Raw genomic sequence first — 3,488 nt, 5'->3', positions numbered from 1 at the left:
GGCTTCGACGCCATCCCGCACGTCGCGGCGGCGCGCATCGCGGACGTCGCCCAGCTCGAGCGCGTGCTCGACGCGCTGGACGACTCGCCGGTGTCGACGCTCTTCGTCGTCGGAGGCGACGACCGCCGCCCGGGCGACGCCGTCCGCGACGGGCACGAGCTGCTCGAGCGGATCCGGGAGCGGAGCGGGCGGCGCTTCGGCCTCGGGGTCGCGGCGTATCCGGAGGGGCATCCCGCCTTCGACCTCGAGGAGGGCCTCCGCGTGCTGGCGCGCAAGGCGCCGCTGGCCGACTACGCCGTCACGCAGATGTGCTTCGACGCCGACGTCGTGTCGCGCTTCCTCGAGCGGGCGCGCGAGACCGGCCTCGACCTGCCGACGTGGGTCGGCATCCCGGGCCCGGTCGGGATGCGGCAGCTGCTGGGCCTCGCCGCGCGCATCGGCGTCGGGCCCTCGCTCGCGTTCGCCCGCAAGGGCTCCAACCGCAGGCTCCTCGCGCGGTACGACGATGCGCGGCTGCGCAGCGGCATCCGGCAGGGCGTCGAGCGCTCGGGCACGGCGATCGCCGGCTTCCACGTGTACTCGTTCAACCGGCTCGGCCCCCGCGGGGGTCAGGCGTCGTAGGTCGTGGGGCCCGAGACGGCCGGCACCGGCACCCAGGAGCCCGACGACGCGCTGGCGAGCGCGGCGTCGGCGACCTCGGCGGTCGCCCACGCGTCGGCGGCCGACGGCGCGAGCTGGCGTCCCTCGGCGACCGAGCGCAGGAACAGCGCGGCCTCGATCGTCTTGAGGTCGTCGAAGCCCATGCTCGTGCCGGCGCCCGGCTGGAAGCGCGCGAACTCGCCGAACCCGGGGCCCGCCATGATCGTGCGGTAGCCCGACCGGTCGTCGGCGAGCTCGAGCTCGTTGAGGCGCTGGAAGCTCCAGCGCAGCGACCCGCGCGTGCCGTAGACCTCCAGCGCGTACTCGGAGCGAGGGCCGATCGCGATGCGGCTGGACTCGAAGACCCCCACCGCGCCGCCGTCGAAGCGCGCGAGCATCGCGGCGTAGTCCTCGTTCTCGACCGGGGCCGTGGGCCCGCCGGCGACGCCGGCGCTGAAGTGGCTCGCGGCGCCGGATGCCGGCAGCGGCCGCTCTCGGATGAAGGTCTCGGTCAGCGCCGACACGGTGTCGATGCGCCCCACCGCGAACTGCGCGAGGTCGATGCCGTGCGAGAGCAGGTCGCCGAAGACGCCCGAGCCGGCGCGCTCGCGCACGAAGCGCCACGTGCGCGCGCCGAGCGGGTCCGACGAGTAGTCGGCGAACAGGCTCACCCGCACGTTCGTGACGGTGCCGAGCACGCCGTCGCGGATGAGCCGCCGCGCGTGCGCGATCGCCGGCGCGTGCCGGTAGTTGAAGCCGACGGCCGTGACGACACCGGCATCCGCCGCCGCCCGCGCGATGTCGCGCGACTCCGCCGCGCTCCGCCCCATCGGCTTCTCGATCCAGAACGGCTTGCCGGCGGCGGCTGCCGCGAGCGCGATCTCGCGGTGCAGGAAGTTCGGCGCGCAGATCGACACCGCCGCGACGTTCGGGTCGGCGAGCACGTCGCGGTAGTCCGAGACCGCGCGCTCGTAGCCGAGCGCGTCGACCGCGTGGTCGCGACCGCCCGCGTCGGGGTCGGCGGCGACCACGAGCCGCGGCCGGGCCGGCAGCTCGGGGAAGTGGTGGCGGGCGGCGAGGTAGGCGCGCGAGTGCAGTCGCCCCATCCAGCCGACCGAGATGAGCCCGATGCCCAGTTCGTGCGTCGCCATCGTCCGCCGCCTTTCGTGCCGTGGGTGATGCTGCCAGGATACCGTGTTGACAGAATGTGCGGACAAATAGTCTGAGAGGGATGCCCGACGTCGAGGCATCCGCCCGCATTTGCCGGACACCTGCGAAAGTCAGTACATTTTCTGGGCGACGAAGACGTCGCAGAGAACAGGGGCCGGGCATGTCGACGAAGACCGTCACCGAGAACACGACGGGCAAGACGCCCGGCAAGGCGGCGCTCGCCAGCTTCATGGGCAGTGCCGTCGAGTACTACGACTTCTTCATCTTCGCGTCGGCGTCGGCGCTGATCTTCCCGCACATCTTCTTCCCGAGCGGCGACGAGGCCGCGCTCGTGATGTCACTCGCGACGTTCGGGTTCGCCTACGTCGCGCGCCCGGTCGGCGCGGTGATCCTCGGGCACTTCGGCGACCGCATCGGCCCGCAGAAGGTGCTGATGTTCACGCTGCTGCTGATGGGCGCGGCGACCTTCGTGATCGGATGCCTCCCCACCTTCGAGCAGGTCGGCTGGCTCTCGCCGATCCTGCTGGTGCTCTGCCGTCTCGCGCAGGGCATCTCGGCGGCGGGCGAGCAGGCGGGTGCCTCGTCGCTCACGCTCGAGCACGCCCCCGACCATCGGCGTGCGTTCTTCACGTCGTGGACCCTGACCGGCACGCAGGGCGGGCAGATCCTCGCCGCGATGGTGTTCATCCCGGTCGTGTCGCTGCCCGACGACATCAAGTACAGCTGGGGCTGGCGCATCCCGTTCTGGCTGAGCGCCGTCGTGGTGCTCGTGACGTTCTTCATCCGCCGCACGCTGCACGAGCCGCCCGCGTTCGAAGAGGCCAAGGCCACCGGCCAGATCGCGAAGATGCCGCTCGTGCCGCTCGTCCGCGACTACTGGCGTGACGTGCTGCGGGTCATCCTGTGCGCGTTCGTCGCGGCGATCTCGACCGTGTTCACGAACCTCGCGCTCGCCTACGGCGTCGTCGTCGGCCTCGAGCAGGGGGTCACGCTGTGGCTCGTGGTCACCGCCAACTTCTTCGCGCTGTTCACCCAGCCGCAGTTCGCCAAGCTCGCCGACCGCATCGGCCGCAAGCCCGTCTTCATCTACGGCGCCCTGTCGTCGGCGGTGCTCATGCCGTTCTACATGCTGTCGATGTCGAGCGGGAACATGGTGCTGGTGTTCGTGCTCGCGGTGCTGACCTTCTCGTGCGGCTACGCCGCCGCGAACGCCGTGTGGCCCTCGTTCTACGGCGAGATGTTCAGCGCGCGCGTGCGCTTCTCGGGCCTCGCCGTCGGCACCCAGCTCGGGTTCCTCCTGGCCGGCTTCGCCCCGGCCATCGTCGCGGCCCTCGGCGGCGTGCAGGAGGGCGGCTGGGTCGTCATCGCGCTGTTCACGGCCGTCGTCGCGGTGATCGCCTCGCTCTCGGCCCTGACCGCCCGCGAGACGAAGGACGTGCCGACCGACACTCTCGGCATCCGCATCATCCCGGCGAAGTAGCCGCGCGGCGCGCTCGCCCTTCCGCCCCGCCGCCCCCCGGTCACTGCCTGCACTCCGGGTCACTGCCCGCACGCCCGGGTCATTACCTGCACTCCGGGTCACTGCCTGCACCCCGGCCCGAGTCACTCCTTGCCCGCCCGAGTCACTGCCGAAAGTGCGAGTCACTGTGCTGGAGCGCAGTGGGTCGGCGGGAGGGCAG

At 71.9% G+C, this 3,488-nt stretch carries 3 protein-coding genes; 2 read left to right on the top strand and 1 reads right to left on the bottom strand.

Annotated features, from left to right (window positions below):
• On the top strand, positions 1-621 hold a 621-nt coding region (locus WML84_RS13970; RefSeq protein ID WP_347346744.1), incomplete at its 5' end, for a methylenetetrahydrofolate reductase.
• Here the strand turns inward: WML84_RS13970 and WML84_RS13965 are convergent.
• Entirely contained in the window at positions 609-1,790 is a 1,182-nt protein-coding gene (locus WML84_RS13965) for a Gfo/Idh/MocA family oxidoreductase (protein ID WP_347346743.1), read from the bottom strand. The genes WML84_RS13970 and WML84_RS13965 overlap by 13 nt on opposite strands.
• Before the next feature lie 179 nt (positions 1,791-1,969).
• Between WML84_RS13965 and WML84_RS13960 the strand changes: the two genes are divergently transcribed.
• A complete protein-coding gene (locus WML84_RS13960) occupies positions 1,970-3,289 on the top strand; it encodes an MFS transporter (protein WP_347346742.1) in 1,320 nt (439 codons plus the stop codon).
• Positions 3,290-3,488 lie beyond the last annotated feature (199 nt).

The sequence above is a fragment of the Microbacterium sp. genome (assembly GCF_039812165.1).
GTDB lineage: Bacteria > Actinomycetota > Actinomycetes > Actinomycetales > Microbacteriaceae > Microbacterium.
Note: the sequence above shows the minus strand (reverse complement) of the source record. Positions and strands in the feature narration are given on the sequence as shown.